This window comes from Pseudomonas rossensis (assembly GCF_039888995.1).
Classification (GTDB): domain Bacteria; phylum Pseudomonadota; class Gammaproteobacteria; order Pseudomonadales; family Pseudomonadaceae; genus Aquipseudomonas; species Aquipseudomonas rossensis.
This window is the reverse complement of the sequence record NZ_JBBWCB010000243.1, coordinates 1-4,166: the sequence shown is the minus strand read 5'-3', so window position 1 is coordinate 4,166 and position 4,166 is coordinate 1. Positions and strand designations below refer to the sequence as shown.

At 55.4% G+C, this 4,166-nt stretch carries 3 protein-coding genes and 1 pseudogene; 1 reads left to right on the top strand and 3 read right to left on the bottom strand.

The window, feature by feature from the left end:
* Positions 1 to 1,642: hypothetical protein (locus tag WLY71_RS29890; protein WP_347806441.1), on the top strand; the 1,642-nt coding region annotated here is incomplete at its 5' end.
* Between the two features lie 448 nt (positions 1,643 to 2,090).
* Here WLY71_RS29890 and WLY71_RS29885 read toward each other — a convergent pair.
* The 3 genes and pseudogenes from WLY71_RS29885 to WLY71_RS29875 form a co-directional block, all read right to left on the bottom strand.
* A pseudogene (locus WLY71_RS29885) lies at positions 2,091 to 2,713 on the bottom strand (transposase); the annotation flags it as partial.
* A 441-nt stretch (positions 2,714 to 3,154) separates the two neighbouring features.
* On the bottom strand, positions 3,155 to 3,469 hold the full coding sequence (locus WLY71_RS29880) for an antibiotic biosynthesis monooxygenase family protein (RefSeq protein ID WP_347806440.1): 315 nt from the start codon (positions 3,467 to 3,469) through the stop codon (positions 3,155 to 3,157).
* A 331-nt stretch (positions 3,470 to 3,800) separates the two neighbouring features.
* Positions 3,801 to 4,166: YbaN family protein (locus WLY71_RS29875; protein ID WP_347806427.1), on the bottom strand; the 366-nt coding region annotated here is incomplete at its 5' end.

The window sequence follows — 4,166 nt, the reverse complement described above, 5'->3', positions numbered from 1 at the left end:
AGCACATTGTGATCGGATAGGTAAGTTATTGGGTGCCTGCCATTCACTTTATATTGAAGCATGCTCTGCATCAGCCCGTTCCGTTGAAGAGCAATGCGACATCGAAACGAGTCATCAAGCTTTTGGCCTGCGCGCGAAGACGCTCACAAATACTCTGCACGAGGAGTTCCCTGAACAGTTGGAAAGTTTTCTTCAGGGGCGTATGGAAAGTGCAGCGGCCGCAGCAATGGATATTGAGCAGTCATTGTCCGTTCGAGAAGCTGCGGCGGACCAGCGAGATCGGTGGCGTGCCCTTAAAGACGAATTCAGCCTGTTACGAACAGACGAGAATGCGCCATTGAACGCGCTCACCACCGACAATGAAATTTTGGATGTTGCGCTAAAAAACCTCGGGCGCGCTGAGTATGTTGATCGGTTGAAGGCGGAGTCTAAAAATCCAGTATCGGCGCTTCGGATAGCATTGGGTCAAGGAATTCCTCAGGCTATCGCATCCTTTCTGCACTTTGGCGAAGCACAAACGCAAGCGCAAGCGTCGCTCGTGAACCGGTCTGTTCTTGAACAAATCGCTGGTGCCGCAGCAGTGACGGGTTCAGCCCATAAAATTGTCGGTGACGGGTTGAAGCCGTTCAGTCAAGCGGTGCTGGACGGAACAATTGGTTTGGGGGTAGTGAAGGCGGATCCCAGTGCTGTTTACCCAAAGGCACTGCATGATGTGACGCAAAACGGCAGACGAGTTCATCGGCCTGACCCCGAGCGACAGGCCATCGACGCCGCGCGGTCTCAGCGCTGTGAAGACTATACGCGAGCTCAGAACGCTTGGAACTTTGGGACGGTGAGTGGAGATTTCACTGGCTTTACGACTTTCGGTGCGGCGCAGGCGTTACTCGATGTGGTAAAGCAGTTCACGACGGTCAACGCATCATCGCCGCATATTAAGGCAGTGGCATCTGCAGCCGGGGGATTTGGAATGGCCAGTACGCAGGCGCTTGCCAAATATCTGCAAACCCATGGAGATGAAGCAATTCCCACGCACCACCTGGTGAAAGCCCGCAAACCTTTAGGCGAACTTATCAAAGAAACCCGTGTTCGCGTTTCGCAAAATCTTGACCCGCGCGACGCGAAAAATCTCGCTGATGCTTCCAGCCGGATACTGAGTATGAGCGAAGGCCTTGCACTGAGCTCGGGTTTGGGAAAACTTGCCGAACTGGGCGGTGAAGCCGGCACGCGGGGTAAACTGGCGCACATTATTGCGACCTATTTCCAGTCGGGGTTAACGCTACAACCTTTTTTCGCCAACAATCAGGTGCCAGCCGAGGCCACCGCGTTCACCAAGGCAAACGGGGGCGTTTCGGCCAGCATAGCCGATCACTTTGCCGTGGCACTCAAGAACATCTCCACCCCCCGGCGCAAGGAATTACCTCGCACGCAATCGCGGGGCTCGGTGGGCGAATATGTGGAGGACGGCTTCCACATTGCGCGCGGAATTCTGCAGGTGCTGCCTCAGGGCGTTCCTGCGCTTGCCAGCGAGTCATACAAGGCGGCCGTACGTTTGGTCCGGGCACAGCGAAATGAAGTTCGCCCCGAGGACTTGGAGTTGGGGAGGGCGCCAGCAAATAATAGCAACCCTGGGCAACGTTCTTGATTAATGCCGCAGGCGCGTCTTTGACGACATACCTACAGCGTCGAAAGCGGCATCAGTGCCATAGCGGTGCACAGACTTCGCGTGAAGACCTTGCGCAGGCGTTGCACCTTGGGTGCGCTCCGAGGCGGCAGGGCATGGTGATGGGCACGTAGCAATCGGGCGTTTTTTTCCGCACGCTTGCCGTCGTGCCAACCTATTGGGTGCGTTCAACCTGCGTCACTGGGTCGTAAGTGTACTGGTTCGTCTGGGGGGCTGTAACTCCCCCCTGATTTGTGGAGGTAACTGGCCATTGAACCTGGCCTCATAGTCCGCTCTGGCTACGGCAGTCTGCTGTCGAGTGGGTAGGTATTGGATTGAGCATACTCCGGTAAACCTTCGCGCACGTTCGCGACTTCTCGGCAAAATATTGAGCGGGTTTATCGTTCATCTGGCGAGAGTGGCGCGTCAGGTCAGACAATTGATCATGCATTAAGTCCATTGACCAGCACTGGTTAATTGCTGCCGGCACGATAAGGGGTTCTGGCTTCTCCCGCACAATGCGCTTGCGCGGTTTGATCCGCAGGTTGAGTTCCAATTCGCGGTAAATCTGGTACACCCGCTTGTGGTTCCAGCGATGGCCCTTCACGTTGCGCAGGTACAAGAAGCACAAGCCCAAACCCCAGTTGCGCTGGTTGTGCGTCAGCCGAATCAGGAGCTCAGCAATCTGTGCATTCTCAGACGACAAACGCGGCTGGTAGCGATAGCAGGCAACGCTGACACCAAAGGCACTACATGCCAGTTTGATGTTGATCCGACCTGAGCGAACCGCTTGCAGTGCCATCTCCCGTCGTCGAGATGGCTTCACCACTTTTTTACCATCGCCTCCTGGATGATTTCGTCTTTGAGACGTTCCTCGGCCATCTTCTTCAGGCGACGGTTTTCCTCCTCAAGCTCTCGCAACCGAGCCATCAGTGACGCATCCATACTGCCGAACTTGGTTCGCCACTTGTAAAAGGTGGCAGAGCTGATGCCGTGCTCGCGGCACAGCTCGGGGGCCGGACTACCGGCTTCGGCTTGCTTGAGGATGGCGATGGCTTATGGCAGACCGAGCACAGGCCGTCTTGCTACCGCTGATACATCTTCGCGCGCCCTGTATCGATTGAGCATTCTCTTGCCCCAGCTGGACTCGAAATATTCATCCCAGTTGGAGGCATGCGGATTGGCGGCGGCCTTGATCTTGATGTGCCGCACTATCGGCGTATCCGATTCTTTTAGTAAGGTGTATTCCTTGCCTTACCAATTGGGCTGCACCGGCTTTGCTGTAACGTCAAAGCGTCGTTTATGAATCACGCAACTTTCGCTTGTGTTCGTGACACACCATCGTCCAGATGCAAGGTGCTGGCCCGGCTAGCATCGGGTGGCTTCAACCCGATGCACAAAGCCGGCGCCGAACTTGTCGACCCAACAGCGGATCGATCTCTTGACCGACAGGCCAGTGAACGTATTAGACCTCTGGACGCACTGTCGCCGACACTATTTGACGGTCTGAACGACCTCGAAGCCTTCGAATTCAGGATGCCCGATAAAGAGTGAGCGGTGGTCGTTTGAGTCACCTCGATGCGTGGCGTTAAACGCTTCCGAAGTTCTCCAGGCCTCGAAGGCCGCGTAGTCGGTCCAGATCGTCTGGCTGGAATACAGAACGTGATCGTCCTTCTGCGGTCCCTTCAGCAGATTAAATTCCACGGCGCCCGGAAGCTCCCTCAGATAGGTCTCGCGAGTTGACCAGAGATGTTCGAATTTGGCTTCGTACCCTGGATTCACCTTGAAGCGGTTGACGGCGATATACATGTTCAATGACCCTTTGCAGAGTGATGCAGTTGGTAAGTTGCGAGGTCTCCCGCTAACAGTCTCATGACCTCGTCGCGTGGGTTTTTGTTATACGTCTAAAAAATCAGAACACGGTGTGAGTGGTTCACTCAGGGATTCAGTTCCCTAAAATTGGAATTCTTGGGACCTATATCTCCTTCACTACAGGCACCGGTTCCGGCCCAAGTAATTGAAGTGAAATCGTGCGGTTGCTGCCGCATCAGTGGATGCCTTCCTAACTTACGCAAGGTGAGTTGAGACGCTTACGGATGAGAGCGGTGAGTGGCAAGCTGAATGCAGACGACTCGGTGTATCAGGAAGTTTGCGGCATGGATTCCGGCCGTGACCAGATCCATAAATTACCCAGGCTCATGCCCGCGATGGTCAGGTAAATCGGCCAGCCATGATCGAGCATGACCAACATCAAGGCGGCGCACAGCAACATGCTGACGGTGGCGCTGATGTTGGCCCGATGCGTGATGATTTTGCCGTTGCGCCAATTGCAGAGGATCGGCCCGAACAACCGGTGGTTTTCTAGCCAGGCACTCAGGCGCGGTGAGCTTTTAGTCGCGGCCCAGGCGGCCAGCAGAATGAACTCGGTGGTCGGCAAGCCGGGTACGACGATAGCGATCAGACCGATGCCCAGGCTGACGTAGGCCAGGAGGCCGAAGAGAATGCG

Coding starts and splice junctions, on each gene's coding strand:
- WLY71_RS29880 (WP_347806440.1), bottom strand. CDS start 3,469: ATGTATATCGCCGTCAACCGCTTCAAGGTGAATCCAGGGTACGAAGCC.